Origin of the sequence: Subdoligranulum variabile (genome assembly GCF_025152575.1) — a bacterium.
Classification (GTDB): Bacteria; Bacillota; Clostridia; order Oscillospirales; family Ruminococcaceae; genus Gemmiger; species Gemmiger variabilis.
This window is the reverse complement of sequence record NZ_CP102293.1, coordinates 574,671-600,763: the sequence shown is the minus strand read 5'-3', so window position 1 is coordinate 600,763 and position 26,093 is coordinate 574,671. Positions and strand designations below refer to the sequence as shown.

General features: G+C 61.2%; 27 protein-coding genes. 5 read left to right on the top strand and 22 right to left on the bottom strand.

Annotation, left to right across the window (positions count from 1 at the left end):
- The first annotated feature begins 203 nt into the window (after window positions 1-203).
- Together pflB and pflA are read left to right on the top strand one after the other, a co-directional pair.
- Entirely contained in the window at window positions 204-2,456 is a 2,253-nt protein-coding gene (pflB, locus tag NQ490_RS03065; RefSeq protein ID WP_007047374.1) for a formate C-acetyltransferase, read from the top strand.
- 85 nt (window positions 2,457-2,541) lie between these two features.
- On the top strand, window positions 2,542-3,309 hold the full coding sequence (gene pflA, locus NQ490_RS03060; RefSeq protein ID WP_007047373.1) for a pyruvate formate-lyase-activating protein: 768 nt from the start codon (window positions 2,542-2,544) through the stop codon (window positions 3,307-3,309).
- 295 nt (window positions 3,310-3,604) lie between these two features.
- Here the strand turns inward: pflA and NQ490_RS03055 are convergent, their stop codons facing one another.
- The 11 genes from NQ490_RS03055 to NQ490_RS03005 form a co-directional block, all read right to left on the bottom strand.
- The gene (locus NQ490_RS03055) at window positions 3,605-4,666 is read right to left on the bottom strand and encodes a glycosyltransferase family 2 protein (RefSeq protein WP_007047372.1); all 1,062 of its coding nucleotides are present in this window, start codon (window positions 4,664-4,666) and stop codon (window positions 3,605-3,607) included.
- Complete coding sequence (locus NQ490_RS03050; RefSeq protein ID WP_007047371.1) at window positions 4,663-5,898, bottom strand: glycosyltransferase family 4 protein; 1,236 nt, start codon at window positions 5,896-5,898, stop codon at window positions 4,663-4,665. The genes NQ490_RS03055 and NQ490_RS03050 overlap by 4 nt, the downstream gene beginning before the upstream one ends.
- A 45-nt stretch (window positions 5,899-5,943) precedes the next feature.
- Window positions 5,944-6,924 (bottom strand): glycosyltransferase family 2 protein, encoded by a 981-nt coding sequence (locus NQ490_RS03045; RefSeq protein WP_007047370.1) that lies wholly within the window; start codon window positions 6,922-6,924, stop codon window positions 5,944-5,946.
- Complete coding sequence (locus NQ490_RS03040) at window positions 6,924-7,952, bottom strand: glycosyltransferase family 2 protein (RefSeq protein ID WP_007047369.1); 1,029 nt, start codon at window positions 7,950-7,952, stop codon at window positions 6,924-6,926. Before NQ490_RS03040 ends, NQ490_RS03045 begins: the two co-directional genes overlap by 1 nt.
- A 14-nt stretch (window positions 7,953-7,966) precedes the next feature.
- Complete coding sequence (locus NQ490_RS03035; RefSeq protein WP_007047368.1) at window positions 7,967-8,962, bottom strand: glycosyltransferase family 2 protein; 996 nt, start codon at window positions 8,960-8,962, stop codon at window positions 7,967-7,969.
- Window positions 8,959-10,233: a glycosyltransferase family 4 protein gene (locus NQ490_RS03030; protein ID WP_007047367.1), complete on the bottom strand. Its 1,275-nt coding sequence runs from the start codon at window positions 10,231-10,233 to the stop codon at window positions 8,959-8,961. Before NQ490_RS03030 ends, NQ490_RS03035 begins: the two co-directional genes overlap by 4 nt.
- A gap of 21 nt (window positions 10,234-10,254) precedes the next feature.
- On the bottom strand, window positions 10,255-11,472 hold the full coding sequence (locus NQ490_RS03025) for a glycosyltransferase family protein (RefSeq protein WP_007047366.1): 1,218 nt from the start codon (window positions 11,470-11,472) through the stop codon (window positions 10,255-10,257).
- 3 nt (window positions 11,473-11,475) lie between these two features.
- A complete protein-coding gene (locus NQ490_RS03020; protein WP_007047365.1) occupies window positions 11,476-12,486 on the bottom strand; it encodes a glycosyltransferase family 2 protein in 1,011 nt (336 codons plus the stop codon).
- The gene (locus NQ490_RS03015) at window positions 12,483-13,598 is read right to left on the bottom strand and encodes a glycosyltransferase (RefSeq protein WP_007047364.1); all 1,116 of its coding nucleotides are present in this window, start codon (window positions 13,596-13,598) and stop codon (window positions 12,483-12,485) included. The genes NQ490_RS03020 and NQ490_RS03015 overlap by 4 nt, the downstream gene beginning before the upstream one ends.
- A 3-nt stretch (window positions 13,599-13,601) precedes the next feature.
- Window positions 13,602-14,474: a PPK2 family polyphosphate kinase gene (locus NQ490_RS03010; protein WP_040917801.1), complete on the bottom strand. Its 873-nt coding sequence runs from the start codon at window positions 14,472-14,474 to the stop codon at window positions 13,602-13,604.
- 107 nt (window positions 14,475-14,581) lie between these two features.
- Entirely contained in the window at window positions 14,582-14,749 is a 168-nt protein-coding gene (locus NQ490_RS03005) for a FeoB-associated Cys-rich membrane protein (protein ID WP_007047362.1), read from the bottom strand.
- A 132-nt stretch (window positions 14,750-14,881) separates the two neighbouring features.
- On the opposite strand from NQ490_RS03005, the gene NQ490_RS03000 reads away from it, so the two are divergent.
- A complete protein-coding gene (locus NQ490_RS03000; RefSeq protein WP_007047361.1) occupies window positions 14,882-15,040 on the top strand; it encodes a DUF1540 domain-containing protein in 159 nt (52 codons plus the stop codon).
- A gap of 72 nt (window positions 15,041-15,112) precedes the next feature.
- On the opposite strand, the gene NQ490_RS02995 is transcribed toward NQ490_RS03000, so the two are convergent.
- From NQ490_RS02995 to NQ490_RS02985, 3 genes are read right to left on the bottom strand one after another with little or no spacing between them, the layout of a single operon-like run.
- Complete coding sequence (locus NQ490_RS02995) at window positions 15,113-15,649, bottom strand: hypothetical protein (RefSeq protein ID WP_040917800.1); 537 nt, start codon at window positions 15,647-15,649, stop codon at window positions 15,113-15,115.
- A 19-nt stretch (window positions 15,650-15,668) separates the two neighbouring features.
- Entirely contained in the window at window positions 15,669-17,189 is a 1,521-nt protein-coding gene (locus NQ490_RS02990; RefSeq protein ID WP_040917799.1) for a sensor histidine kinase, read from the bottom strand.
- Window positions 17,190-17,204: 15 nt separating this feature from the next.
- Window positions 17,205-17,888: a response regulator transcription factor gene (locus NQ490_RS02985; protein ID WP_040917798.1), complete on the bottom strand. Its 684-nt coding sequence runs from the start codon at window positions 17,886-17,888 to the stop codon at window positions 17,205-17,207.
- Window positions 17,889-18,063: 175 nt separating this feature from the next.
- Here NQ490_RS02985 and NQ490_RS02980 point away from each other — a divergent pair, with 175 nt between their 5' ends.
- Together NQ490_RS02980 and NQ490_RS02975 are read left to right on the top strand one after the other, a co-directional pair.
- Complete coding sequence (locus NQ490_RS02980; RefSeq protein WP_007047357.1) at window positions 18,064-18,924, top strand: glycerophosphodiester phosphodiesterase; 861 nt, start codon at window positions 18,064-18,066, stop codon at window positions 18,922-18,924.
- 60 nt (window positions 18,925-18,984) lie between these two features.
- Entirely contained in the window at window positions 18,985-19,539 is a 555-nt protein-coding gene (locus NQ490_RS02975) for a DUF4830 domain-containing protein (protein ID WP_007047356.1), read from the top strand.
- Window positions 19,540-19,586: 47 nt separating this feature from the next.
- On the opposite strand, the gene NQ490_RS02970 is transcribed toward NQ490_RS02975, so the two are convergent.
- The 8 genes from NQ490_RS02970 to neuB are packed head-to-tail and all read right to left on the bottom strand — an operon-like array spanning window position 19,587 to window position 26,091.
- Window positions 19,587-20,033, bottom strand: a complete 447-nt coding sequence (locus NQ490_RS02970) for a threonine/serine exporter family protein (protein WP_147644684.1) — start codon at window positions 20,031-20,033, stop codon at window positions 19,587-19,589.
- Window positions 20,027-20,806, bottom strand: a complete 780-nt coding sequence (locus tag NQ490_RS02965) for a threonine/serine exporter family protein (protein WP_007047354.1) — start codon at window positions 20,804-20,806, stop codon at window positions 20,027-20,029. The genes NQ490_RS02970 and NQ490_RS02965 overlap by 7 nt, the downstream gene beginning before the upstream one ends.
- Window positions 20,796-21,560: an acylneuraminate cytidylyltransferase family protein gene (locus NQ490_RS02960; RefSeq protein WP_007047353.1), complete on the bottom strand. Its 765-nt coding sequence runs from the start codon at window positions 21,558-21,560 to the stop codon at window positions 20,796-20,798. The genes NQ490_RS02965 and NQ490_RS02960 overlap by 11 nt, the downstream gene beginning before the upstream one ends.
- A 1-nt stretch (window position 21,561) precedes the next feature.
- Window positions 21,562-22,509 carry a Gfo/Idh/MocA family protein gene (locus NQ490_RS02955; RefSeq protein ID WP_007047352.1) on the bottom strand — a complete coding sequence of 316 codons (948 nt, stop codon included), beginning with the start codon at window positions 22,507-22,509 and terminating at the stop codon, window positions 21,562-21,564.
- Window positions 22,510-22,524: 15 nt separating this feature from the next.
- Window positions 22,525-22,866, bottom strand: coding sequence for a DUF2500 domain-containing protein (locus NQ490_RS02950; RefSeq protein ID WP_007047351.1), 342 nt, complete (start codon window positions 22,864-22,866; stop codon window positions 22,525-22,527).
- An 18-nt stretch (window positions 22,867-22,884) separates the two neighbouring features.
- Entirely contained in the window at window positions 22,885-23,862 is a 978-nt protein-coding gene (locus tag NQ490_RS02945) for a Gfo/Idh/MocA family oxidoreductase (protein ID WP_007047350.1), read from the bottom strand.
- Window position 23,863: 1 nt separating this feature from the next.
- Entirely contained in the window at window positions 23,864-25,042 is a 1,179-nt protein-coding gene (gene neuC, locus NQ490_RS02940) for a UDP-N-acetylglucosamine 2-epimerase (protein ID WP_007047349.1), read from the bottom strand.
- A gap of 53 nt (window positions 25,043-25,095) precedes the next feature.
- On the bottom strand, window positions 25,096-26,091 hold the full coding sequence (gene neuB, locus NQ490_RS02935) for an N-acetylneuraminate synthase (RefSeq protein WP_007047348.1): 996 nt from the start codon (window positions 26,089-26,091) through the stop codon (window positions 25,096-25,098).
- Between the last annotated feature and the right edge of the window lie 2 nt (window positions 26,092-26,093).

The window sequence follows — 26,093 nt, the reverse complement described above, 5'->3', positions numbered from 1 at the left end:
ACAGAGAAAGGCGGGCTGCACAGAGAAAACAACAAAAAAGTTGCTACGACAACATACAATATCATACTACAATGATATGATATAGCCAGCAAAGGGAACACCAGAAAATGGGAATTTGCATCTTGCGTTTTTTTGCAGATATGGTATTATAATATCTGCGCGAACACCACATATGGAATATATACCATGAGAAGGAGTACGTTATGACAGATTTCAAGCAGTGGGAAGGCTTTGAAGGCCGCATCTGGAAGGAAGAAGTCAATACCCGTGACTTCATCCAGAAGAACTATAAACCTTACGACGGGGATGAGAGCTTCCTCGCCGGACCGACCGAAGCCACCAACAAACTGTGGGGCGCTTTGCAGGTCCTGCAGAAGGAGGAGCGCGCCAAGGGCGGCGTTCTGGATATGGAGACCGAGGTGGTTTCCGGCCTTACGGCTTACGGTCCCGGGTATATCGATCCGGCGCTGAAGGATCTGGAGCAGATTGTCGGCCTGCAGACCGATAAGCCTTTGAAGCGCGCCTTCATGCCCTATGGCGGCATCAAGATGGCGGAGCAGGCCTGCACCACCTACGGTTATACGCCCAGCCCCAAGCTGCACGAGATCTTTACCCAGTATACCCGCACCCACAATCAGGCTGTGTTTGACGCCTACACCCCCGAGATGCGCAAGGCCCGCCACAGCCACATCGTGACCGGTCTGCCCGACACCTACGGCCGTGGCCGTATCGTGGGCGACTACCGCCGTGTAGCGCTGTACGGTATTGATTTCCTGATCAAGGAAAAGCAGAATGATTTCGATAACTGCGGTGACGGCACCATGCTGGATGATGTGATCCGTCTGCGTGAGGAAATCGCGCTGCAGATCAACGCCCTCAAGGGCATGAAGGAGATGGCCGCTGCCTATGGCTACGACATCTCCCAGCCGGCCGCCAACGCCAAGGAAGCTGTCCAGTGGCTGTACTTCGGTTACCTGGCCGCCATCAAGACCCAGAACGGCGCCGCCATGAGTGTGGGCCGTGTGTCCACCTTCCTGGATATCTATATCCAGCGTGACCTGGAGCGCGGCATCCTCACCGAGGAGCAGGCCCAGGAACTCATCGACCATCTGGTCATGAAGTTCCGTATGGTCAAGTTTGCCCGTATCCCCAGCTACAACCAGCTGTTCAGCGGCGACCCCGTGTGGGCCACCCTGGAAGTGGCCGGCATTGGCATGGACGGCCGTTCCATGGTCACCAAGACCGACTTCCGCTTCCTGCACACGCTGGAAAACATGGGCCCCGCCCCGGAGCCCAATATCACAGTGCTCTATTCTTCCGCCCTGCCCAAGACCTTCAAGGATTACGCCGCCCGCATCTCCATCAAGACCTCCTCGGTCCAGTATGAGAACGACGACGTCATGAAGCCGGTCTGGGGCGATGACTACTCCATCTGCTGCTGCGTATCTGCCACCCAGACCGGCAAGGAGATGCAGTTCTTCGGCGCCCGCGCCAACCTGGCCAAGTGCCTGCTCTACGCCATCAATGGCGGCGTGGACGAGAAGCTGGGCGAGCAGGTGGGGCCCGCCTATGCGCCCATCACCAGCGAATATCTGGACTACGACGAGGTGGTCAAGAAGTATGACGTCATGATGGACTGGCTGGCCGGTCTGTATGTCAACATCCTGAACCTCATCCAGTATATGCACGACAAGTATTACTACGAAGCCGCTGAGATGGCCCTCATCGACACCGATGTGCGCCGCACCTTTGCCACCGGCATTGCGGGCTTCAGCCATGTGGTGGACTCCCTGAGCGCCATCAAGTACGCCAAGGTGAAGTGCATCCGCAATGAGCAGGGCCTGGTCACCGACTACGAGATCGAGGGTGACTTCCCGAAGTATGGCAACGACGATGACCGTGCCGATGACATCGCGGTGAATCTGCTGCGCACCTTCATCGAGAAGATCAAGCGCCGCCACACCTACCGCAATTCCGAGCCCACCACCTCCATCCTGACCATCACCTCCAACGTGGTGTACGGCAAGGCCACCGGCGCCATGCCGGACGGCCGCAAGGCATATACTCCCTTTGCCCCCGGCGGCAACCCCAGCTACGGTGCCGAGACCCACGGCCTGCTGGCCAGCCTGAACTCGGTGGCCAAGCTGCCCTATCACTGGGCGCTGGACGGCATCTCCAACACACAGACCATCAGCCCCGATGCGCTGGGTCACGGTGAGCAGGAGCGTGTGGAGAACCTGGTCCAGGTCATGGACGGTTACTTTGACCAGGGTGCCCATCACCTGAACGTCAATGTCTTCGGCAAGGAGAAGCTGATCGACGCCATGGAGCATCCCGAGAAGGAAGAGTACGCCAACTTCACCATCCGTGTCTCCGGTTACGCGGTCAAGTTCATCGACCTGACCCGCGAACAGCAGCTGGATGTCATTGCCCGTACCTGCCACAAGGTGCTGTAATCAGCTGACCTGATTGTTTCCCAAGATCCGCGGCTGCCTGTGTGGCCGCGGATCTTTTGTATCTAACCATAAGGAGCTAACCACTATGTCACAACAGGAAATCAAAGGCTATGTCCACTCGGTGGAAACCTTCGGCCTCGTAGACGGGCCGGGGGTACGGTATATCATTTTTCTGCAGGGCTGCGCTATGCGCTGCCAGTATTGCCATAACCCCGAGACCTGGGCCTTCACCCGGGACACCGAAAAAACGCCGCAGGAGGCGTTTGACGCGGCCCTGCGCTACCGCAATTACTGGCGCAACAACGGCGGCCTGACCATCAGCGGCGGCGAACCGCTGCTGCAGATGGATTTTGTCAGCGAGGTGTTCCGCCTGGCCCGTGCCAAGGGCATCCATACGGCGCTGGATACCAGCGGCCAGCCCTTCGCGCCGGACAACGCAGATTGGATGGCACGATTTGACGCCCTGCTGGAAAACACCAGCCTGGTGATCCTCGACCTCAAGGAGATCGAGGACGAAAAGCACAAAAAGCTCACCGGCCACAGCAACAAAAACATTCTGGCCATGGCACAATATGTGGCGCAGCACGGCGTACCGCTGTGGATCCGCCATGTGCTGGTGCCGGGCCTGACCGATGATGCCGAAGGACTGCGTCAGTTGGATGCCTTCATCCGGACATTGCCCACGGTGCGTCGTGTGGAAGTTTTGCCCTATCATACGCTGGGGCTGTTCAAATGGAAGAATCTGGGCATTCCCTATCCGCTGGAAGGTGTTCGCGTGCCCACCGAGGAGGAAGTCAAAGCGGCGGAAGATCTGCTGCACGTGCGGGACTATCCCGACGCCCCCAAAGAATAATCGGGGAAAATTACGCCAAACGGTTGACAAAATCCTTGTAATATGGTAGAGTATACACGTGGTTAGAAACAACTAACCATAACCAACCTGAAACCCGTCCGGTGTGCCTCTTTCAGGACGTGGTTTCTGACCATGGCGGACTGCGCCTCCGTTTCGGCGTCTTGCTCTGCGCCTTTTCAGCAGTCTGCAAGGACCCCACCGTTTTCTGCTCCGGACGGTGGGGTATTTTTGTGCCTGTAAAGGGAAAACGCCCTTGCCGCAAAAGCGGCAAGGGCGTTTGTAGATTCCGGAAAGTTCAGTCCCGGCGCAGACGACCGGCCAGCAGATAGTAACCGGCCCAGTCCATTTTGCCGTACAAAGGGGAGGCGGTTCGTTTGGCCTCTGCCAACGCATAGACCAACCGGGTATTGCGCCAGCGGCAGGGCAGGTAGTAGGCGCTGTAGCAGCGCTCGGCACGCATCTGGTCCAGCAGGGCCCGCAGCCAGGGGGTACGCAGGGCGGCGGCAGCCTTATCCTGGCGGATGCCGGAAAGGGGGGCCGGATCCCGGCGCAGGATGTCCGCTACCCCTTCCGCAAACACCGTCAGCTCCGCGCGGTGCAGCTGGCGCAGATCTTCTGCCGGGCAGTGTGCCGCCAGACAGGCAACGTTCAGCTTGGCAAAATGCTGGGGCCAAATCTCACAGTAGTTGGCGTGATATTTGGTGGACAGTGTGCCGGTGCGGCTGCAATCATAGAAGGTCAGCGGGCTCTCCACCACCCGGTAGGCAAAATCCGGCGTTTCGGCGGCCAACAGGGCAATGTAATCCAATACAAATTGTAAATCCTCGCCCAAAGTATACTGCGTGTTGAATTTTATCCGCTGTGCCAGAGCAGTCCGGTACAGTTTGTTCCAGGGCATTGCCAGCAGACACTCCAGCCAGAGGGCGGCCAACGCCTCCCGGGGACGGGAAGCAGCCGTGCTGCTGACGGCGGCAGGATCCTCCTCGCGGGTGGTATAATGCCACAGCACAAAGTCTCCGGGGGCGGCGTTCTGGGCGTCCAGAGCTGCCTGCAGGGCGCCGGGGCGCAAGGCGTCGTCGGAATCCAGAAAGACCAGGTATTCGCTGTGGGCGGCGGCCATCCCCACGTTGCGGGCGCTGGACACCCCGCAGTCGTCCTGGTGGATCACCTGTACGCGGTTGTCCCGGGCGGCCCAGCCGTCGCAGATGGCACCGCAGGCATCGGGGCTGCCGTCATCCACCAGCACACAGCAGACGCCGCCCGTCACTTGCTGGGACAAAATGCTCTGTACACAGCGGTCCAGGGTAGCTTCCGCCCGGTAGACCGGCACCACAACGCAGATCGCAGCCTGGTTCATAGGGCACCTCCGTTCTGCAGCATGTCCTGTACGATGCGCACAAATTCGTTATAATACCGCTCCACCGAGAAATCCTGTGCCCGTTTGGAACCGGCCGCGCCCATCTCGGCGCAGAGGGCGGGATGTTCGTAGAGCATGCGGATGCTCCAGGCCAGCTGGTCGGCGATATTGTCGCCCCGTTCCACCAGCACGGCCTGGCTGCCTTCCAGATATTCCGGCATGCCGCCGCTGCGGGTGGCCAGCACAGGCCGGCCGCAGGCCATGGCCTCTACCGCCACCAGGCCGGCAGCCTCCTCCACCAGGGTAGGTACACAGACCAGATCCGCCAGCCGGTAGTAGTCCGGCAGATCCTCGTTGGGAATGTACCCCGTGAACTGGACGCGGTTGCCCAGCGTCCGGGCCTGCTGTTCCAGTTTGCGCAGGAAACTGCTCTGCTGGGTGCGGCCGAAAAAGGGGCTGCCCACGATCAGCAGCTTGATCTGGGGCACGTTCAGCAGGGAAAGGGCTTCCATCAGCTTGTGGATGCCTTTGTCGGGATCCAGACGTCCGCAGAAAAGGACCACAAAATCCCGCTCGCCGAAGCCCAGCCGGGTGCGCAGCGCCAGCGGCGGGGGACCGGGGCGGAACCGTTTGGTGTCCACACAGTTATACCAGATGTAGGCATGGTTCGGGTCCAGGGTGCTGGTCTTGAGATAATCATCCCGGATGAACTGGCTCAAGGCAAGAATGCCGCCGTAGATGGTGTCCATCACGGGGCTGCAGGAGGTCTGGCCGTGCAGATGGGCCAGGCACCGGCGGCGGCCGAACATCCGGCTGATGGCGCTGCACTGGGTCAGGTTGCCTCCCTCGGCCACGATCAGGTCGGGACCGGGAGGCTCCAGCGCCAGGGAGAGCTGGACCTTCTGGTACCAGGGATCATAGGGGGCAGCAATGCCCAGGCAACGCTCAATAAAGACCATCGGCCAGTAACGGCGATGGCCATGGGGGCGGGCTATATACAGCATTTTGGTGTGCTGCAGCCCTTCGGCAGCCCGGCGGGCTGCTTCGTCGGGGACGCTGGCACACAGTAAATCCAGTTTGCCTTCGCGTTCGTTTTCACGGATCAGGTGGGTCAGCAGCGTCTCCACCGCACCGCCCTGCACCGCCGGCACCGGCAGATCGGGAGGCGGTATCAGAAGAACGCGGGGGCGTTTTGTTTTGTCCTTGTCTTTGTCAGGTCTGAGGATGGCCAACGGTCGGCTCCTTCTGTGGTGGATTTGCCCGGACGGGGGGCATCGTTACTTTTTGATTGGGCAGAGACTTTCGGCGCTCATCATGGACCAGCGGGCGGCCGAAAGCTTCTCCGTCATCTTCATGTGGCGGCAGTTGGGCAGGTAGCTGATGAGCCCCTGCATGAGGAACTGCTCCTTGCTGATGGCCTTCACCAGCTGGGGGGTGGGATTCTGGCGAACCTTGGCGCAGAGGAAGAGATACCGGCGCCAGCAGGCCGCATAGGCAGAATCGATGACCGAACGGTCCGCGTTGTTTTCCACATAGAAGCGGTAACGGTCGGCCAGACCGTCCACGGCATCGAACGCTTCCGGCTTGATGGAGGAACGGCAGATGCTGCCGCTGCTCAACCGGTAATGGTAGAGGATGGTATCCACACAGACCACCTTGTCGCAGCGCCAGAACAGGCGGTGGGCCACAAAATCATCCTCGTGCAGACGGCCTTCGGGGTAGTGCAGCAGTTTCCACACCTCGGCGCGGTAGAGCTTGTTCCACGCCACGGTGTAGACGGTGCCATTGGGGGTGTAGAACTCATTCAGCAGATCTTTGCCGCAGAAAACACCCTCCTGGGCAGGGTGGGTGGAATGGGGCGGTACACAGCTTTCGCCGCTTTCCTGCACGTCCTCCACCGCGCAAAGCGCCATGTAGGCATCGTGTTCCTCACAGGCGTTGTACAGCGTGCGCAGGTAGGCAGACAGTACCACGTCGTCAGAGTCCACGAAGGCATAGTAGCGTCCGCGGGCGGCGTCGATGCCGGTGTTGCGTGCCGCCGAGAGGCCTTGGTTTTCCTGATGGAAGACCCGTACCCGGTTATCCTTGGCAGCATAGGCATCGCAGATGTCGGTGCAGCCGTCGGTAGAACCGTCGTCCACCAGCAACACCTCGTAAGGTTCCTTAAAATCCTGGGCCAGAATGCTGTCCAGGCATTCTTCCAGATAGGCCTTGGTGTTGTAAATCGGTACGATCACGCTGATTGCAATACGTTCCATCAATCAATTCCCCTTCCTCTTTTTGCGGCCAAACGCCCCCAGGCGGAGGCTGCGGCATACAGCGCACCGGGGTTGGCGCAAAATAAGACGGCGCGCAGCTTTTCACCGGCGGGCAGCAGGGAGCTGCGCACAAGATCCGGCAGTACGGCGTCCAAATGCTTTTTGTGGGCCATGAATTTCGGTTTCAATTCGGTCAGATTCCCGGCCGCGCCGGACTGGCACCAGAACTGATAAAACACCCGCCAGTACCAAACGGTGGCCCATTGGCGGTATTCTTCGCGCCCCGGGCGGCTGGCAAAATATTGCAGCCAGTCCCAGTACATCCGCAGATCATCCAGCTTGCGCGGTGAAAAGGTCGCGGTGCTGGTGATTTGCCCGGCGCGGGTGCGGTAATGATACAGGATATCCGACAGACAGTTGCATCGCTCTCCCTCAAAGACGCGGTGCAGCACACTGGCATCATCCCCGAAGAGCATCGTCTCATCATAATGGATGCCCTTGTCCCGGAACAGACGGAGGTCGAACAGTTTGTTCCAGCTCAAGGGACCATAGTAACTGCCGGTCTGGAACGTCTCCAGCAGCAGCTCCTCGGCCGGACGGATGCCGTGTTCCCGGATCGCCACCCGCCGCCCCGGGATGGGGCGGCCGGTCTCGTCGATACAGTCACCGCTGCAGGCGGCCAGCTGCACGCCGGGTGCCTGGATGGCGTTATACAGAACTTCATACATGGTGGGCTCGATAAGATCGTCGGAATCCACAAACCCGATGTAACGGCCACGGGCATTGTCCAGTCCCTTGTTGCGGGCACTGGCCGGTCCGCCGTTGGGCTGATGGAACACCCGGATGCGGGCATCCTCGGCTGCCAGCGCGTCACACAGGCGACCCGAATCGTCCGAGCTACCGTCATCGACGAGGATCAGCTCGAAATCGGTAAAGGTCTGTGCCAGAATACTCCGCACAGCCTGCTCCAGAAAGGGCTGTGTATTGTACACGGTGGAGACGATGCTGATTGTGGGGGATTTGCCCATAGGGATCTCCTTGGTTACAGAAAGCGTTGTTTGGCCAGCGTGTAGGCGGCCAGAAAACCCGGCCAGCGGCAGGCCACGCCGATACGGTAGGGAATGGCCAGCAGACGGTTGGGATCGCGGCGCAGCCGGTCCGCCAGCACCGCGCGGGCATCCTCGTCGGCCAGAATGCGGGCGAACAGGGTGCGGCGTTCGCCCAGAGAGAGTCCCCCGCGGCAGCCGGTCAGCAGACCGTACTGGTTCAGGCAGGCCCGCACCCGGCTGGTGTGCAGATAGGGGGCCGGATCCAGACCGTTCTGCCGGAGCAGTCTTTCCAGTGCCGGGCGGGTCACCGCCTCGGCATCCAGCAGATCACCCCGCAGAGAGCGGGAAAGGCTGCCGCTGCCCACATCATTTTGCTTATAGTATACACCACGCAGGCAATAAATGGCAGTCGTTTTTTGTAAAAAAAGTATGTTAAAAAGGACATCCTCATTGATTTTGAGGGTCTCGTCAAACCGCAGGCCTCCGATGGCCGCGCGGCGGAACAGCTTGGGATAGGGGGCGGCCAGAAGCCCGGTGTCGAAGAGCAGCGCCGACAGACGGTCCTGCAGGGAAGAAAGCCTCTCGTAGCGGCCGTCTTCCAGCGGAGCCACCGTTACCGCCTCGCCGGTGCTGGCCCGCTGCAGCCCAAAGAGGATCATCTCCTCGTCGGTGACCGGCAACGTCTCCAGCACCTGCCACAGTCCCGGCAGCAGTTCGTCATCGGCGTCGAGGAAGAGCACCCAGTCTCCCCGGGCAGCCTCCAGGCCGGTGTTGCGGGCCGCACTGGCGCCGCCATTGGGGCGGTGCAGCGCTGTGATGCGGGCATCTTGGGCGGCCAGCGTATCGCAGATGGCGCCGGTATCGTCAGGGCTGCCGTCCTCCACCAGCAGCAGCTGCAGGTCGGCAGGGGCACCCTTCAGGGTGCTTTCCACCGCCCGGCGGAGGGTGGTGGCGGCTTTATAACAGGGAATGATGATGCTGATCTTCACCGGGCTCCCTCCTGCAGGATGGTCTGATAGATGCCGCACATCGTCTGGGCATTGGTGACGGGGTCGTGGACCCGGACGGCACGGTTATGAGCTGCCTGCCCCAAGGCAGCACCGCCGTCCGGTGCAGAAAGCACTTCAGCGACGGTCTGTGCCAGGGCGGCGGCGTCCAGGGAACCGCCGTACAGCCGTCCTTCCAGGCCGTCGGTCAACATGTCGGGAATGCCCCCCGCCCGGCTGGCCACGCAGGGGACCCCCAGCAGCATGGCTTCCCCCAGGCTGTTGGGACTGTTTTCGCTGGAGGAGGGCAGCAGGAAAAGGTCGGCATCCAGATAGGCCTGCCGCATGGCGGCGGCGTCCAGCGGTCCGGTATAATGCATATGGGGCAGGACACCCAGCTCGGCGGCCAGCTGCCGGCAGTAGCGCTGGTAGGGGAACAACCGGTCTACCAGCGGACGGAACAGCGGTCCCTTATCCAGCGGCGGCCAGCCGGCGATGCGCAGTTCGGCGTCCGGCCAGCGCTGCAAAAGAGCAGGCAGGGCTTTCAGGACGGTGTGCAGGTTCTTGAGGGGGTAATTTCCCTGGGAGAGCAGCAGCACCGGCGCCCGGCCGAAATCCCGGGGCTGCCACCGGGGACCTTCGTAAAACAGTGGTCGCAGCGTTTCGTTGCAGGGGTAATACCGTGCCTGGGGGGCCAGCCGTTCCACCGCCCGGCGGTCGAAGCCGGTACGGCCTGTTACGTGACGGATCTTTCCCAACAGAGAAGCTTCGCTCCGGGCCAGGGTGTCAAAGTTGGCTTGGAGTTTGTCCAGCAGGGCGCCGGGAATCAGATGATCCAGAGCCCGGTCCAGCGGGGTGGAATGGAGGTATTTTTCCGGTACACCGTCGCAGAGGTGTGCCGCGCAATCCTCCATGACTCCCTGAATGCCCACCAGCACCGGAATGTCCAGCGCCTGGGCCGTCTGTGCCATGGCAGCGGCGGCAGCGTATTCGGTGCCCCAGATGTGCACAAGATCCGGATGGACTGCCTGCAGAAGCTGCGGAAAGTCCTGGAAACCTGGCAGAATGCGGTAGGTCACGCCATCGTGTTCTCCGCACAGCGCCTGGGGACGGCGCCCGTCCACACAGGCAACGGTCAGCTGCAGATCCCTGCATTTCTGCAGGGCGGTCAGCTGGCCGGTCAGCCAGCCGCCGCTAACGTCACTGGCGGAGGGAAGGCCGCAGGCCAGTGCAGCCTGGGGCAGAACCATGCTCACAAGCCAGAACACATGCATGGCGGGCACTCCTTTCGCAGTTTATTGCAGGGCGGCCAGAAAATCCCGGGCTACCTGCTGCGGGGTGAATTCCGGGTAGAGAGCGGCAACCTGTTCATAGGGCAGCCGCCGTCCCTGGACTTCGTTGAGCCAGCAGCGCAGCCGCTCCAGGGTCTCCGGGGTTATACCGTCCTGTTTCTGCAGCACCAGCCCCAGCGGATAGCGGGCCAGATAGGGCAGGGTGGGGTCGGTCTCGCTGACGGCGAGGTGCAGCACCGGTTTGCCGGTACCGAAATAACTGAACAGTTTGCTGGGCATCTGGTTGTCATAGGCATTGCCCAGACTCAGCAGAACGTCGGCGCCCGTTTCCAGGGCACCGGCCTCCGCGGGGGGCAGCGGACCGGGGCGCACGAAGCGGTCGCCCAGGGCGGCTGCTGCCTGTTCAGCCTGGGACAGAAAGCGCTGCCAGCCGCCTCCGGCCATCGTAAGGGTCAGGTTGGGGGCGTTCAGGCGGCAGAACAGTTCCAGGGCAAAGTCCGGCTCCCGGACCGTGGGATACAGACTGCCGCAGAAAACGCAGCGGGTCCCGGCATGCGGGGGTGCTTCGGGGGCGGGAAGCAGCACCGGAAAGCCCAACACATGCACCTTTCCGCGCCAGGCGCTCAAAGGGCCTCCCTCGTAGTCGGGCAGGGCCTGGGGGGTGATGAAGGCGCCGTATATGGCATCCAGCAGTTGCCCCTCCCGGGCAAACCCGCCCGGCGCCGTATAGTCGCGGTTGCTGGCGTAAGGATCCAGCTGCCACAGCATTTTTTTGCCGCCGATGCGGGCGTTTTCCAGCGCAAAGGCCGTGCGGTAAGGGGCACAGACGGCACAGACGGCGTCAAAATGGTATTGAACATCCAGCAGCTCGATGGCACGGCAGCTGTCCACCGTGCGGCGGGGGGCATGGAGCACCAGCTGCCGGAAAGCCGCCGCCACCGCGGTGGGGTGGGCGGCCAGCCGCAGCAGCCGCAGCGGCACGGGGGTGCCGCCCCTGGCACCGTTTTCCAGCGCCGTGTTCATGAGCCGTTCGTCGGCAAAGGCCAGCGTGTGCTGCACAATGCCCTCGGGGGGAGTCGGCGGCGTGTGCAGACCGTCCCACAGTTCCAGCAGGTGGACGCAGTGGCCCTGAGCCAGCAGTTCGGATGCCAGACGGCAGCCCAGCTGGGCGTTGGCGCTGGCCGGGTTTTCCACCCGGTCAAGAATCAGCAGAAATCGCATGGGTCATTGCCTGTCCTTCAAAAATTTACGGCAGATACGCCGCCAGAGTTTGGGGGCGCGCACAGTAGCCCAGGCTGCCACACGGATGGAAAAGGGCAGTTTGGGATTACGGCCCAGCTGGGGATCCTTGAGCCCCGCCGTTATACCGATGTTGAGCTCGCCCAGATGGACGCGGTACGCATCGGCATCGGCCCGGCGCAGGATCATGCTGGCCAGATACACCAGCTTTTCATAGTAGAATGCGTTGGCGGACTGCTGCAGTTCCGGCCATTGTTCCGGCACACTGCCGCGGATCATAGCAGCCGCCCGGCGCTGGTCGTCGATGCTCTGGGGCGGCAGGGCACGGTGGGTGGCACTGGCGGCATGCTGGCGGTAATGGTAGCCCGCAAAGTCGCAGAAAGCACAGCCCGGTGCCCGCAAAAAGGCCTGCCAGTTGGCCAGCAGGTCCTCGTTGAAGGCTAGATCGTTGTCCAGCATGGCCTCGGTGAGCAGACCGGCGGCGTAGAGCTTGTTCCACAGGCCGTAGTCCACGGCATGGTCATGGAGCAGTGCCTCCAGATGAGCCGGGGCCCGGAGCACCTGATAGTCCCCGGGGGCGGCCTCTTCGGCGGGGAGCGTGTCGGTAAAGGTATCATACCGGCAGCAGGCCAGCGGGACCGCTGCATCCTGGGCGGCATCGTGCAGGGTTCGCAGAAAATCCGGATGATAGCAGTCGTCGGCATCGCAGAAAGCGAACCAGATGGCGCCCTCCTCCCGCGCTTTGCGCATGCCGGCGATGCGGGCAGCGCTGACACCGCTCTGGGGCTGGTGGATCACGAGAAACCGCCGGTCGTTCAGCGCCATATCGTCACAGAGCGCCGGGGAGTCGTCGGTGGAACCGTCGTCCACCAGAATGCAGCAGAAATCATCGAACCGCTGGGCGGCCAGTGCATTGAGGCAATCGGGCAGAAAAGAAGCTGCATTGTGCACCGGCACGATGACAGCGATCTCGCAGCGTTTGCTGTCGGGGGTCATGGCGTCACCTCCGCATAACGGCGCAGGTAAAACGCCTGCAGAATGTCTGCGCTGGTATGGATGTCATATCCGGCCTCCACGGCCTTCCGGCGGGCGTTGGGATCCCGGCGGAAGCTGGCTGCCGCGATGGCGTTCGCCCAGGCGTCGGGGTCGTTCAGGGGCAGAAAGCGTACCCGGTCAGTGAAAGCTGCGCCGCGGTCGATGGTGTCTGCCACAAAGCAGGGCAGACCTGCGGTCTGGGCTTCCACCAGAACCACCGGCAGTCCTTCAAACAGGCTGGGCAGCAGGAAGGCATCCATGGCGTCGTAAAAGCCCTGGATGTTGCTGCGCACCCCGGCAAAAATCACGCTGTCGCCCAGCTGCAATTCCCGGGTCAGCGCCTGCATCTGTTCTATGTAGGGGGCGGGACCGCCGCCCAGCAGGACCAGCCGCGCTTTGGGGAGCCGTTTGCGCACCGCGGCAAAGATGCGCAAAAGGCCGGGATGGTTTTTCTGGGCGGTGAAACGACCCACATGGCCGAAAAGAATCTCATTGTCCGCCACGCCCAGGTCCCCGCGCAGCAGCGCCCGGCGCTGGGGGTCACGGGCGGCAAACAGGGCGGTATCGATGCCGTTGGGCAGTACCGTAAAAGGATCTTTGCCGAACAGCATTTTGCCGGCCAGTTCGCTGCAGGCAAAGCGGTCGGTGAGTCCGGCGGAAAAACGCAGACTCATCAGCCGGTCCAGCGTGCCCACCAGGTTGTGCTCGTAGGCGGTGTTGTGGCTGTGACCCACCCGGACAGGAATGCCTGCCCGGCGGGCTACGGTGTTATAGAACATGCCGAAGCCGCTGTAGTGCCCGTGCAGGATATGCCATTCGGGATGATCGGCAAACAGTTCCCGCAGCTCCCGCAGATAGCGGGGAAGGTTGTTGTCCTGCCGGACGGTCATCTTGAAGATGCGTCCGCCCAGAGACTGGATCTCGTCGTCAAAAAAACAGGATTTGTTATAGTGGTACAGAAAATCAAACTGGACCTGTTCCCGGTCAATGACACGGTAGACATTCATTACGAAAGTTTCCATGCCGCCCGCGTCCATGGCGGGCATGACCTGCAATACACGAATGGGAGCCATTTTTTATTCCTCCGCTTCCAGCCGGGTGCGGCAGTCTTTCAGTTCCGCCCGGGCGTCCGCCCGCAGTTTGGGATAGTCGTGGCAGCTGCGGCGCAGGGTATCTACAACAATTTCGCTGACAAGATACCGGGTATACCATTTCTGATCCGCCGGCAGGGCGTACCAGGGACTTTCTTTGGTGGCGGTAGCGTTGATGACTTCCTCGTAGAGGGACAGATATTCCTCGAAATGTGCCCGCTCTTTTACATCGCTCAAAGAAAATTTCCAGTTCTTGGCGGGGTTGTCGATGCGGTCCAGAAAACGTTTGCGCTGCTCTTCCTTGGAAACATGCAGGAAGATCTTGACGATGCGGTACCCGTTGTCGTACAGGTATTCCTCATAGTGGCGGATCTGGCGGTAGCGCTTTTTGAAAAATTCCTTTTTGCCGTCCTCCAGGGTGCGAGGCGGCAGTTTGTAGGTGTTTTGCAGATCGTGCAACTGCACCACCAGCACATCCTCATAGTAGCTGCGGTTGAAGATCGCAATGGAACCCCGCGGCGGCAGGGCCTTGTGGATACGCCACAGATAATCGTGGCTCAGGTCTTCGCTGCAGGGCTGCTTGAAACTGGTCACCTGCACGCCCTGAGGGTTCAGTCCGCCCATCACGTGTTTGACGGTACTGTCCTTGCCCGCAGCGTCCAGCGCCTGCAATACAAAGATGATTCCCTCGCGGCCATCGGCATACAGACCGTCCTGGAGATCGGCCATTTCCTGCAGATTCCGGGCGGTTCTGGCCAGGATCTCTTTCTTGTCCAGATCATCCTGTTTTCCGTCGCAGGGCAATGCGCGCAGATCACACGGGCGCGTGCCGTCAAAACGATACCGATCGGCTTTCATCGCAGACCCTCCTACGAGTTGATATACATAAATCAGTATACCCTTTTTTGGGCATTTGTGCAAGATGGGCACAAAAAAGCCCTCCCCCGGGCAGGGGGAGGGACCATTCAGGATCTGGTATCGTCTTTGGGCTTGGGCGTGGCACATTTGTTGTGGCAGCTGGCGCAGTTACCGCCGCAGCCGCCCTGCCAGCCGCCGTTCTGGCTGATGAAAAGGATGGCCAGAGCCAGCAGCACAAAAATGACCACAAGAACCAGAATACTTCCAAGATTCATACAGGATTACCTCCGCGGAACGTTCTGCGTCCCTTACAGGCAGTATACCACAAGGGCAACGGACCGCGCAAGATGGGACTGTATAAAATCCGGCGGAGCGGCCCATACTAAGGACCAAGGAGGTGAGCGAAGATGGAGAATACCAACGTTACCTGTGATGTCTGCTCCTGCGCGTACAACCAGAACGGCTGCACGTGCAACCTGGACGCGATCAAGATCACCGAGCATTCCGACAACGGCACCCAGGGCATCGACAACCCGCATTACTGCCAGAGCTATCGTCAGCGCTGAGCACCGGAAGGTGCACAGTGCGAACCGGGGCGCAGGAAATTCCTGCGCCCCGGTTCGTTTTATACAGGCCGATCAGGAACGGAAGACCGAACCCAGACCATTGAAGAGGCTGCTGATGGATTCCACCTGCGCCTGCAGCTTGTTGACGTTGTCCATCAGCGTGGGCAGGCCGTCCAGTACCTGGTTAAGGGCATCCACGTCGATGCGTTTGAGCTGCTCTGTGATCTCGGGCAGATCCTGCATCATGGAATCCAGCGCCTCGGGATCCACGGTGCTCAGGCTGTTCTGCAGCGTCAGCGCCAGTTCGTTGACCTGGGAAGTGGATGTCATGACCTGGTGGTAGGCGATGCGGGCATAGTACCAGAAGACCCCCAGCGCCACCAGCAGCACCACCGTCATCACCACGCTGAGCAGCATCCGCAGACGCTGGTTGCGCATGATGTTCCGGTTCTGTTTGTCCTGCAGTTCCAGCTGGGCTTCAATACGGTTGAGCTGGGCCTTGAGGTCGGCGGCGTCCAGCTTGCCGTCGCCGGTCTCATCGTTGTGGGCAGTCAGGTCGGCCACCCGTTGTTTCAGCTGTTCATCCATTTCGCGGTTGAGTTTATCCATCGCGTTCTCCTCCAACGGTTCAGGGATTGGGTTGGATACGGGTATCGTTCATCGTGAACCAGAACGTGGAACCCTGGCCCACGGCGCTGTCCACCCCGAAGGCAAAGCCATGCTGCTGCAGGATCGCCTTGGTGATGGAAAGTCCCAGCCCGGTGCCGGTCTTGCCGGCATCCTGGCGGGCGCGGTAGTAGCGGTCAAACAGGTGCGGCAGATCTTCGGGCGGAATGCCGGGGCCATGGTCCGCCACTTCCACGCGGCAGCCCTGCTCCAGCGGTACCACCCGCAGGATGACCACCCCGTCGGCGCCGATATGGTGGAAAGCATTGCCCAGCAGGTTGTGCAGCACCCGTTCCATCATGGCAGGGTCGGCGTGTACGGGGGCGGCATGGTCGGCTTCCAGCTGCAGGGTCCAGTGGTTCTGGTCGCAGAGCGCGTCGTAGCGTCCGGCCACCTCAAAACAGAGTTCGCTCATGTCGAAGTCGATGAGGTTGGGCTTTTCGGAGCCGTTCTGCACCTTGCTGAGTTCCAGCACGCTGTTGACCAGTGCCGACAGCCGGTCGGTCTCATCCACAATGATATTGCACTGTTCGGTGCGTTTTTCCTCGTCGGTGCCGGTCAGGTCGCGCACCGTTTCCGCATAGCCCTTGATGAGGGTCAGCGGTGTGCGCAGATCATGGCTGACGTTGGCCAGGATGTCCTTCTCCAGCTGGGCACTGCGCTTGACCTCGGAGGCCATATGGTTGAAATCCTCTGCCAGACGTCCGATCTCGTCATGGTGGATCACCGAGATCTGTACGTCGTAGTTGCCGGAGGCGATCTCCTGAGCGCCGGCGGAGAGACGTTCGATGGGCCGGGTGAACCAGCGGCTGAAGAGGATGGCCACCAGAAGATCCAGCACCAGCAGCAGTACGGCCAGCGGGATCAGGATGGAACGCAGCACCTCGGCGGCGGTGGAAATCTGGGCCAGACTGGCCGAAACGATGACGCCGTACTGCCCGTCGGCAGAAAGGTGCCCCACCAGCATCTGCTGGCTGGAACTGGAATGAACGATCTCATAGAGGGACCCGTTCTGGAAAAGCTTCTGCCGCATCTGGATGACCAGTGCCGTGTTGACGTTGGTCACGAATTCGCCGCCGAAAGCGCCGGTGCTCTCGTGGAGCAGGCAGGGGTACATGCTCTCATAGGCTTTGAGGCAGCGCAGCGTGGTATCACTGAAATCCACGCAGCAGCCGTCCACATTGATGGTCTTGTTGAGGAAGGTGTCGCCCACCTTCTTCCAGAAATCGCTGTTGAGCACCAGCACACCGAAATCCCGGTTGGCGATGGGCGTGTCGCTCTGGTCGATCATGGCCACAATGGCGTCGGCCTTGCTTTCCAACTTGCCGCGGATGGTGCGGTTGTACTGGGGCACCAGTGCGTAGGTGATGACGCCCCATACCAGGGCCAGGGTCAGCAGCGTCATGGCGGTGATGAAAATCATCAGCTGCCAGCGGATACTCAGTACGAATCTGCGCGCTTTTTTCGGGGCGTGTTGTTTCACAACGCCTGCACTCCTTTACAGGGTGTCGGGGTCAAACTTGTAGCCAATGCCCCACACCGTCACGATGTAGTTGCGGCAGGGACCCAGATGACCGCGCAGCATCTTGATGTGCGTGTCCACGGTACGGTCCTCGCCGTAATAGTCGTAGTTCCAGACTTTCTGCAGGATCTTCTCGCGGCTCAGGGCAATGCCCTTGTTGCTGACCAGAAAAACCAGCAGATCGAATTCCTTGGGGGTCAGCGGCGCCTCCTGGCCGGCCACCTTGACGGTGTGGCTGGCCGTATCAATGCTCAGATCGCCGAAGACATAACTGCTCTGGCTGTCCTCGGTGCGGGGCATGGTGCGGGCCAGCACAGCCTTGACACGGGCCACCAGCTCCCGGGGGGAGAAGGGCTTGACCACATAGTCGTCGGCGCCGCCTTCTAAGCCCGCCAGCTTGTCGTATTCCTCGCTGCGGGCGGTCAGCATGATGACCGGCGTCATGATTTTCCGGGTGCGCATCTCCCGCAGACAGGTCATGCCGTCCATGAACGGCATCATGATATCCAGGATCACCAGATCGATCCCACCCTGCGTCAGAATGCTCAGGGCGGCAGCGCCGTCCCCGGCCTCCTCACAGGTAAAACCGGCATATTGCAAATGTTCGCGGATCAGATCCCGGATCCGCGGTTCATCGTCCACGACCAAAATTTTTGCCATACAGTCGGCCTCCTTTATCACACTTTCTATTGTACCACAATATCCTTTTGCCGTGGCGAAATTGTGAAAACTTTTGAAAAAAACTATAAAATTTCCCCGGGCCAGCTTCTGACACCGCCGGAACGATTGCATTTTTTCCCCCGGTGCGATACAATCAGTACAAAGAGGTGATGCTATGCTGTGGTGGTTGCTGATATTGGCAGCGGTCCCGGTTCTGTTCGTCGTACTGGTGTTGTTTTTGGTGTGGCCGGGGGCGCCCCGCCGACGGCTGCGGCAGCCTTTCTGCGGGCGGAGCTACGCCCACAGGGGACTCTTCGGAGCCCAGCAGCGCCCGCCCGAAAACAGCCTGCCGGCCTTTGCCGCGGCGGCCCGCAGCGGATACGGCATTGAGCTGGACGTCCAGTTCACCGAGGACCGCCAGCTGGTGGTTTTCCATGACGATACCCTGGACCGGATGACCCCGGGCAAGGGCGGCGTAAGCAGCACGCCCTGGCCGGTGGTTTCGGCATTGCCGCTGGCGGGCAGCGGGGAACACGCTCCGCTGTTTTCCGAGGTGCTCCATGCGGTGGCATCGGCCAATCCCGCCACGCCGCTCATCGTGGAGATCAAGAGCTGCTATGAATACCGCGGACGGTATCTGCTGGAGCTCTGCCGCGCGGTGCTGGCCGCGCTGAAACACTATCCCGGTCCCTATTGCATCGAGAGCTTTGATCCCCGGGTGGTGCGTTTGGTGCGGATCCTGGCCCCCGGGGTGGTGCGCGGTCAGCTGGCGGACAGCTACCGCAACCACCGCCGCATCGGGACGCCGCGGGTGGCAGCTTATCTGTTGTCCCACTGCTTCGGCAATCTGCTGGCCCGGCCGGACTTCATTGCCTGGTGCCCGGACAAGCGCAACTGGGCCATCCGGCTGTGCGCCGCCCTGGGGGCGATGACCGTCATGTGGACGGCGGTGCCGGAATACGACATTGCCCGTCTGGAACGGGAAAACGACGCTGTGATCTTCCAGTGGTATCAGGCGGAACCGAAATTCAAATAAGCATACCCGGCGCAGCCCGCGCATATCCTTGCATGGAATGATAACAAGGGGGCTGCGCTTATGTTTTTATTTACGGTGACAAAACCCGGGCTGCGGCAGGCGGGCGCGCTTGCCCTGTGTGCGGTGTGCCTGTGCGGCACGGTGGCGGCGGCGGTACATTTTTCCGGAGACGCGGTGACGGCAGCCGCCGACGCTGCGCCGGGCATCGAGACGACCCAGGACATCGGAACCTATTTCACCGGATACGGGTTCGACACCGACCTGTCCACCGCCGCGGTGGATAAGGTCAAGATCCCCAAGAAATGGGACGACAGCTTTACGGCCTTCAACCAGGTGGTACAGGAAAGCGATCTGGACCTGTCGGATTACAAGGGCAAGACGGTGGAAAAATGGACGCTGCTCTGCCCGGAACTCTCCACCGATGACCAGGACACCTACTGTGTGCTGCTGGTGTATAAAGCCAAAGCCATCGGAGCCTATCTGCTGCAGAAACCTTCCGGCGAAGTGACGGGGCTGATCACGGCGGCCAAGGCCAGTGCCGAAACAGCCGCCGCACAGCAGGAGGAGACACAGGCCACGGCGGCCGAAACCGAGATCGAATATCCCACCGAATAAGCAAAATTGCCGGAGGTTCCCGCGGGAACCTCCGGCAATTTTTTGTGTCAGGATTTGCGGCGCTTCAAAGGAATACTGCAGACCAGCGCAATGCCCAGCGCCAGAGCCACGGCGATCTTGAGGGTCTCCACGCCCTTGTTGGCGAAGAGAGAACGGTCATCCCGCAGAAAATAGTAGGCGGTATAGTAGATACCGGCTCCGGGCACCAGCGGGAAGATGCCGCACAGCAGAAACAGGGTGATGGGCGCCTTGTGGCGGATGGCAAACATCCGGGCGCAGGCGGTCAGCGGCAGGGCAGCCACCAGGGTGGCCACAGGGGCGCTCAGCCCGCCAAGACCGGTGCAGAGCAGATAGACCAGCCAGCCTACGGCGCCGGTGAGCCCGCAGGCCAGATAATGCCGCGGCGAGACCCGGAAGGTCACACCGAAGCTGATGGTCGCTACAATGGCGACGAGAAACTGAGCAAGATAGTTTACCCAGAGCGGCATTACCATACGATCGCCCCCAATCCCCGTCCGGCCAGCCAGGCCAGCACCACGCCGCAGGCGATGCTGCCGGCGATGAGAACGGCGTCCAGCAGCCGGATAGCTCCCGAGAGGTAGTCAGCATTGATAATATCCCGGATGCCCATGGTCAGGGCAACGCCGGGGGTCAGCACCATCAGGGCACCGATGGTGGCGGTGTTCACGTCCAGCACCGGCACAAATACGCGGATGCCCAGGGCCCACAGGGTGCCAAGGCAGGCAGCCACAATATCGGTGAAGATGCGGTTGATCCGACGTTTGCCGAACTGCTGGCAGATGACGGATTCCCAGAAACCCGCCACGGCGGCCACCAGCATCTCCACCGGGCCGCCTCCGAACAGAAAGGCAAAGCAGGCGCTGCCCACCACACAGGCCAGCTGTTCCGCCCGGGGCGGGGTGGAGCCGATGGATCGGGCGTCCTCCAGTTTTTTCCGGGCATCGGGCAGAGCGAGCCGCCCGCCGGCCAGTTCCCGGGATAGCTCGTTGACGGCCTCCACCCGGCCCAGATGGATGGATACCACCGGTACATGGCGCACCATGCTGCGGCTTTCGCCGCCGTCGGGGCGGGCGGAAGCAAAGATACCGTTGGTCAGCACATAGACGTGAAACTCCTGCAGGTGCAGGCTGCGAGCCATGATCTCCATGGTCTGCTGGGCGCGGAACACCTCGCCGCCGTTCTCCAGCATGGTCTGGCCGGCGTCCAGGATCAGGTCCAGCGTCTCCTCAAATGTATTACTCCCCACGGATGTTCTCCCGCACGGCGTTGAATTCAGGATAGTGGGCATACAGGTGCTGGGCGATGGCTTCCATCAGCAGATAGTCGTGTTCCGAATCAATGTCGATGATGCCGGTGTCCATCATGACGCTGACGCCGATCTTGCCCCGCCAGAGCATGCCGTCGGTGTTCTGGGCCAGGAAATCCCGGCGGAACACGTAGATGGAGGCGTTGACGTCGTAGACATCAGGGGCCTGCTGACGGCCGGTGAATTCGCTGTGGATGACCTGCTCCACATGGTCATCCACGGTTTTTACCATGTTGAACCAGGGATTGCGCCGGGCTTCGCAGACGCTGAACACCAGATCCAGATCTGCCCGGGACTGTTTTAGGGCAAAGGCGTTCTCAATGTCAGCGGCGGTGCGCAGGGGGCTGGTGATGTCCAGGTCCATGTGCCAGTCATAGGGGGCGCCGGTGCGCTCCTCCATGCGGCGCAGGCTGTCCTGGTAGACGGCCATCTTGGGAACCTTGTCGCCGCCCAGTTCCACCCCGCGGGGCAGATAGACCACTTCCGGGTATTCCGCAGCCACGATCTTTGCCAGGTCCTCGCTGTCGGTGTTGAGGGCCAGATCAATTTGCAGTTCCGGGTGGTTGCGGCAGAACAGTTCCGCCGCACTCAGGGAATAGTAGACCAGCGGTTTGCCGCAGAATACTTTCAGATTCTTGTTTTTGAAACCCTTGCTGCCGGCACGGCCGCAAATGGTGATGAGCAGACGATTCATCTCATTTCTCTCCCAACGTCAGTTGTAATACCTGCAGCGCCAGTTCCGGCGGGTTGCAGCTGGCCGGGGCATCCCCCAGCGCATAATCCACAAAATATTCCATCTCCCGCTCATAGCGGCGGTTGACGTCCTCCTCGTAGTGCTGGACCGTACCGTCGGGCAGGGTCAGCGTCCCGGCGCCGAAGTCCGCCACCACACTGCCGTCCTGGCAGAACAGCTCAATGGACCGGCGGTACCCCCGGCCGAAGTAGTCAAGATGTACCTCGGCCAGCAGCGAAGGATACCGGGCAATGTAGACCGAGAGATCATCGGAGTCGATCTCCAGATCGGAGTAGGTGCCCCTGAAATTGTGCAGCGCCTCCGGAACTCCGAACAGATCCACCAGGTAATCCCATTCGTGGATCAGGTCGATGGTCACACCGCCGCCCAGCGCCTTGTGGGCACTGTAGACGGTGCGGTAGTCCACGCCGGGACGCCAGTCGGGCAGATAGCTGGAGCAGATCACCCGGGCGCAATAGGGATGCAGGGTGGGCAGCAGCTCTTTCAGTGCCAGCATGGTGCCGCACCAGCGCATGGGTGCCGCCACATAGGCTTTCTGCCCGGCAGGCAGATACTCCTGCAGATCCAGGTGGGTCTGCTCGGCCGAGAAGATGGGCTTCTCGATGAAGAGTGCCCCGCCGCAGCCGTAGACTGTGCGCAGAGCCTCGGCGTGCAGACTGGTGGGGTTGGTGATAAAAATCAGGTCGTAGTAGGCGGGAAGCTGGGCAGCATCGGTGTACTGGGCATGGAGTTTCTCTGCCACACCGGGGCGCAGGGGCCGGGTCAGGTCGCTGCGCAGGGCATCGGCCTGGAGAGTCCAGCCACGGTCGGCGCACAGCGTCGCCAGGTTGTTCAGGTGGCGCGTTCCGATGGAGCCCAGCCCCACGAACAGCGCAGTCAAAGTCCGCATGGGAAATCCTCCCTGTCAGGTAGTTTGGTCACGGTCAAAGCCCAGGTACCGGGTGCCCTGGAAGTGCAGGATGCCGTGATCTCCCTCGGCAATCATGCCGGCGTCATGCCAGGGCAGACGCAGTTCCAGCCGGTCGCCACTCTCAAACTGGAATGTGGCATAGTAGGTGGTACTGCTGGTTTGGGTACCGGCGTTGTGGGAATGGGCCCGCCGTTTGGTCACCACGGTGGCGGGCACGCTCAGCCGGGGCGAAGCGTTGTTGCGGGACCATTCCCGCAGATTGCGCACCAGGACCACCACAAAAACGATCACAAACAGCAGGAAGAAAAGGTCGAAACCAAAGGCAGAAAAAAACATGGGGAACCTCCCGGTAACTCAGGCTTGTTCTACCGCGTCCATCAGGTCGATGGCGGCCAGGTCTTTCTCAAAACTCCAGCGGGGGACTTCGGTACCCTTCAGCACACCGAAGAAATTGGCCAACTCGTCCACGTAGGCATTCTCCACGATGTTGTCGCTGTAGCGGCTGTCGTGCTCAAAGCTGGTGTAAGTATCCACAAACTGCTTGTCGCCGTCCCGGAATTCATACAGCGCCTTGGGGTTGCCCTCCCAGAAGAGATGCAGCCCGTCGCCGAAGCACTCAAAGTTGCGCACGGCCTTGGGGGAAACCACATCCGCTGCCAGAACACCCTGGGCGCCGCTCTTGTGGCGCAGCAGCAGGGTGGCGCAGTCGGGGTAGGGCAGGCCCAGATCACTGATGGAATCGGTCTGGACCGTCATCTGCTCCATGTCACCGAAGGCGTCCAGCAGCCAAGGAAGATCGATGCCGAAAATCTCCCGTACCCCGCCGGTGCGGGCGTTGCCCACAAAGAAGTTCTTGTAGTTTTCCCAGGGGTGCCAGTCAGGCAGATACTGCCCGATGTGGTAGATGTAATGCACCGGCCTGCCGAAATCCTGCACCGCCTTCTTGATGTACTGAGTCTCCCGGCGGTAGAGCATGGTGGAGGACAGGAACAGCGGCAGATGCTTCTGGGCGGCCTTGGCCATGTTTTCTTCATAGCCGTCCCGCACCAGATTCAGTTCGGTAAAGACCGGCAGGTCGTGGTCCAGCAGCTCGCTGATGATGCCGGCATGGGACAGCGGCGCCGTGCAGACCAGGGCCGCATCGGGATGAGCAGCGGCTACCGCCTCGCCAATGGAGGCCCAGGCATCCGCTGCAAGGCCCAGTTCTTTGGCCTCGGTGCGGCGGGCTTCGGCGCTGTCCACCCCCACGATCTCCAGAGTGGCATCCATACCCTTGGCCAGCCGGGCGCGGCGTTTTCCCATGCTGCCCAGACCTACGATGAGAAGTTTCATATCAAACACTCCTTTGGGGATCAAATTCCGGCACAGGGCCGTCGTAAAAGGTTTTCACGGGGGCAAAGTCGAAACGGCGCAGCACGGTGCAGATCTTCCCGCTGGTATCGCCGCCGGTGTAGGGGCTCTTGGCGGCGTGCGCCGTTTCGGCAAAGGCAGGGGAGAGTGCTTTGCGCATCGTATGTTCGATGGCTGTCTTTTCTGCCGGGCAGCACAGGACATTGGCGCAGATCAGCCGTCCGGCCTGGCGCTGGCCGATGTTCACGGTAGGGACCCCGAAAGTGGGGGTTTCCACCACACCGGAGGAGGAGTTGCCCGCCACCAGCGACGCATATTGCATGGCCGAGAGATACCGCCGCAGCCCGAGGCTCTGGATAAATCCGGCCCGGTCGGGGTGAGCGGCGGCAAATTCCTGCATCCTGTGGGTGCAGAGTTGCCCGCCGGCATCGGCGTTGGAGCCGGTGATGAGCCAGAATACACCGGGAATCGCCTCCATGGCAGTGCACAGGGCCTCCACCTGGTCGGCGGGGTCCGGGGCATCAGCGCTGGTCTCCGGGTGGTAGGTCACCAAGGCAAAGGGCTGCATCAGCGGAAACCCTGTGGAAGCGCACAATTCCTCTCGCGTCATTTTGGGCAGCGTGCGGATGTTTTCATCTCCCAGGCCGCCCACACAGAAGACACGGCCCGGTTCTTCGCCCATGCGTACGAGGCGGGCGGCACTGTCGGCGCAGGAGGGAAAATGCAGCGAGGCCATCTTGGTGATGCAATGGCGGTAGTATTCGTCGGCGGCGCCCAGGGTCACGTCCCCGCCGGAAATGTGGGCGATGGGAATATGTCGTGCAGCCGCAGCCGTGGCCACCGCAAAAATTTCGAATCGGTCGCCCAGCAGGAGTACGGCGTCGGGGAGGTGGTCAGCAAAATAGGCATCGAACACCGTCAGCGTGCGGGCGATGGTCTGTGCCACCGGCTCGTCACCCTCGCAAAAGATGGGCGGCCTTGCAGCAACGGGCAGCCCGTCGGCCTCGATTTCCCGCACGGTTTCCCCCAGCCAGGGGCACAGGTGAGCGCCGGTCACCGCCAACTGCAGCTGCAGTTGGGAGTCCACGGCCAGCTTCTGCACCACAGGGCGCAAAAGCCCGTATTCCGCCCGGGTGGCGGTCACGACGCAGATGGTACGCATACAAGGTCCTTTCCGCACAGCGCGGCGGCAAAAAACTTGCCGCCGCGGCTGCGTTACAGTTGGATTTTTTCGTCCTCGTCGAAGTCGCGCGGGGCGGTTTTGCCCAGCACGTCGTACCAGCGCATGGGGCTGATGCCATCGCCGGGACGTTTGGTGGTCAGGTTGTCAGCGGTGAAGACTTCCCCGGCTTTGATGGGGCGTGCCGCCACGATGCTCTTGCGGGCCACCGCCTTGTTTGGGGCTTCGCTGGCGGTCAGGTGCTTGTGTCCGTCACCCAGGGCAGCCTCCACATGGCGCACCGCCTGGACCATGGCCTTGAATTCGGTGGGATCCAGGCTGGCCTGCTGGTCGGGACCGGGCAGGGTTTTGTCCAGGGTAAAGTGCTTTTCAATCACGGTGGCCCCCAGCACGGCAGCGGCAACATCGCACTCCCAGCCGGGGGTATGGTCCGAGAGGCCCACCGGCAGGCCGAACTGATCGAACAGTTCCAGCATGGCCGTCAGGTTGGCGTCCTCGTAAGGGGTGGGGTACTGGGTGTTGCAGTGCAGCACAGTGGCCTCGGGACAGCCGCCGTCATCCAGAATGCCCAGCGCGTCGGTGATTTCGTTGAGGTTGCTCATGCCGGTGGAAAGCAGCACCGGCGTGTGCAGTTTGGCCACTTCTTCCAGATAGGGCAGGTTGGTGATCTCCCCCGAGGGAATCTTGATCAGCGGCAGGTTCAGCGTGCCGAGAAACCGCACGCTGGGAATATCGAAGGGCGCCGACAGATACTGGATACCGATGGAATCGCAGTATTCCTTCAGCTCCCGGTGTCCGTCAAAGGAAAAATGCAGCTTGCGGATCATGTCCAGCTGGCTTTCCGCGGCGTCGGTGGTTTCTTTCTGGTAGGCGGCTTTTTCGGCGAACTTGCTTACGACAAGCTCGGGCACGGCGGTCTGGTATTTCACAATATCGGCACCGCATTCCTTGGCCGCCAGCGCCATGCGCTTGGCCATTTCCAGGTCACCGTTGTGGTTGACCCCGGCTTCGGCAATGATCGTAACGGGCATAA

Excerpts from the sequence above, each read along its gene's own strand:
- pflB (WP_007047374.1), top strand. The coding sequence starts at position 204 with ATGACAGATTTCAAGCAGTGGGAAGGCTTTGAAGGCCGCATCTGGAAG.
- pflA (WP_007047373.1), top strand. The coding sequence starts at position 2,542 with ATGTCACAACAGGAAATCAAAGGCTATGTCCACTCGGTGGAAACCTTC.
- NQ490_RS03055 (WP_007047372.1), bottom strand. The coding sequence starts at position 4,666 with ATGAACCAGGCTGCGATCTGCGTTGTGGTGCCGGTCTACCGGGCGGAA.
- NQ490_RS03045 (WP_007047370.1), bottom strand. The coding sequence starts at position 6,924 with ATGGAACGTATTGCAATCAGCGTGATCGTACCGATTTACAACACCAAG.
- NQ490_RS03040 (WP_007047369.1), bottom strand. The coding sequence starts at position 7,952 with ATGGGCAAATCCCCCACAATCAGCATCGTCTCCACCGTGTACAATACA.
- NQ490_RS03030 (WP_007047367.1), bottom strand. The coding sequence starts at position 10,233 with ATGCATGTGTTCTGGCTTGTGAGCATGGTTCTGCCCCAGGCTGCACTG.
- NQ490_RS03025 (WP_007047366.1), bottom strand. The coding sequence starts at position 11,472 with ATGCGATTTCTGCTGATTCTTGACCGGGTGGAAAACCCGGCCAGCGCC.
- NQ490_RS03020 (WP_007047365.1), bottom strand. The coding sequence starts at position 12,486 with ATGACCCCCGACAGCAAACGCTGCGAGATCGCTGTCATCGTGCCGGTG.
- NQ490_RS03015 (WP_007047364.1), bottom strand. The coding sequence starts at position 13,598 with ATGGCTCCCATTCGTGTATTGCAGGTCATGCCCGCCATGGACGCGGGC.
- NQ490_RS03010 (WP_040917801.1), bottom strand. The coding sequence starts at position 14,474 with ATGAAAGCCGATCGGTATCGTTTTGACGGCACGCGCCCGTGTGATCTG.
- NQ490_RS03005 (WP_007047362.1), bottom strand. The coding sequence starts at position 14,749 with ATGAATCTTGGAAGTATTCTGGTTCTTGTGGTCATTTTTGTGCTGCTG.
- NQ490_RS03000 (WP_007047361.1), top strand. The coding sequence starts at position 14,882 with ATGGAGAATACCAACGTTACCTGTGATGTCTGCTCCTGCGCGTACAAC.
- NQ490_RS02995 (WP_040917800.1), bottom strand. The coding sequence starts at position 15,649 with ATGGATAAACTCAACCGCGAAATGGATGAACAGCTGAAACAACGGGTG.
- NQ490_RS02985 (WP_040917798.1), bottom strand. The coding sequence starts at position 17,888 with ATGGCAAAAATTTTGGTCGTGGACGATGAACCGCGGATCCGGGATCTG.
- NQ490_RS02980 (WP_007047357.1), top strand. The coding sequence starts at position 18,064 with ATGCTGTGGTGGTTGCTGATATTGGCAGCGGTCCCGGTTCTGTTCGTC.
- NQ490_RS02975 (WP_007047356.1), top strand. The coding sequence starts at position 18,985 with ATGTTTTTATTTACGGTGACAAAACCCGGGCTGCGGCAGGCGGGCGCG.
- NQ490_RS02970 (WP_147644684.1), bottom strand. The coding sequence starts at position 20,033 with ATGGTAATGCCGCTCTGGGTAAACTATCTTGCTCAGTTTCTCGTCGCC.
- NQ490_RS02960 (WP_007047353.1), bottom strand. The coding sequence starts at position 21,560 with ATGAATCGTCTGCTCATCACCATTTGCGGCCGTGCCGGCAGCAAGGGT.
- NQ490_RS02955 (WP_007047352.1), bottom strand. The coding sequence starts at position 22,509 with ATGCGGACTTTGACTGCGCTGTTCGTGGGGCTGGGCTCCATCGGAACG.
- NQ490_RS02950 (WP_007047351.1), bottom strand. The coding sequence starts at position 22,866 with ATGTTTTTTTCTGCCTTTGGTTTCGACCTTTTCTTCCTGCTGTTTGTG.
- NQ490_RS02945 (WP_007047350.1), bottom strand. The coding sequence starts at position 23,862 with ATGAAACTTCTCATCGTAGGTCTGGGCAGCATGGGAAAACGCCGCGCC.
- neuC (WP_007047349.1), bottom strand. The coding sequence starts at position 25,042 with ATGCGTACCATCTGCGTCGTGACCGCCACCCGGGCGGAATACGGGCTT.
- neuB (WP_007047348.1), bottom strand. The coding sequence starts at position 26,091 with ATGCCCGTTACGATCATTGCCGAAGCCGGGGTCAACCACAACGGTGAC.